The organism is Gluconobacter sp. Gdi (genome assembly GCF_014132155.1).
Classification (GTDB): domain Bacteria; phylum Pseudomonadota; class Alphaproteobacteria; order Acetobacterales; family Acetobacteraceae; genus Gluconobacter.
In genome coordinates this window covers 1-233 of sequence record NZ_BLJQ01000107.1, presented here as the reverse complement: position 1 = coordinate 233, position 233 = coordinate 1, and the positions used below count along the sequence as shown (strand labels likewise).

At 54.5% G+C, this 233-nt stretch carries 1 protein-coding gene; it reads right to left on the bottom strand.

Annotated features, from left to right (window positions below; genetic code table 11):
- Positions 1–233: Hint domain-containing protein (locus JN414_RS16695; protein WP_202208906.1), on the bottom strand; the 233-nt coding region annotated here is incomplete at both ends.

Genomic DNA, 233 nt, shown 5'->3' with positions numbered 1-233 from the left:
AGCGGCAGCGTTTTCGAACCACCGGCCTTCGACCCACCAAAGATCGCAGTTACGGTGTGATTGTCGAACTGGCTACGGTTTCCTGTATCCAGATAGCTCTCGGTCAGTGCGTTTTCAGCCCAGACCGCTTCATGGCTCTCCAGTTCCACATGATAGTAGGTGTAGCTGTTGATCGTACGATCAATCAGGATGGATGCCCCATTGACCAGCATACGGGCCGGAACCAGCTTGCC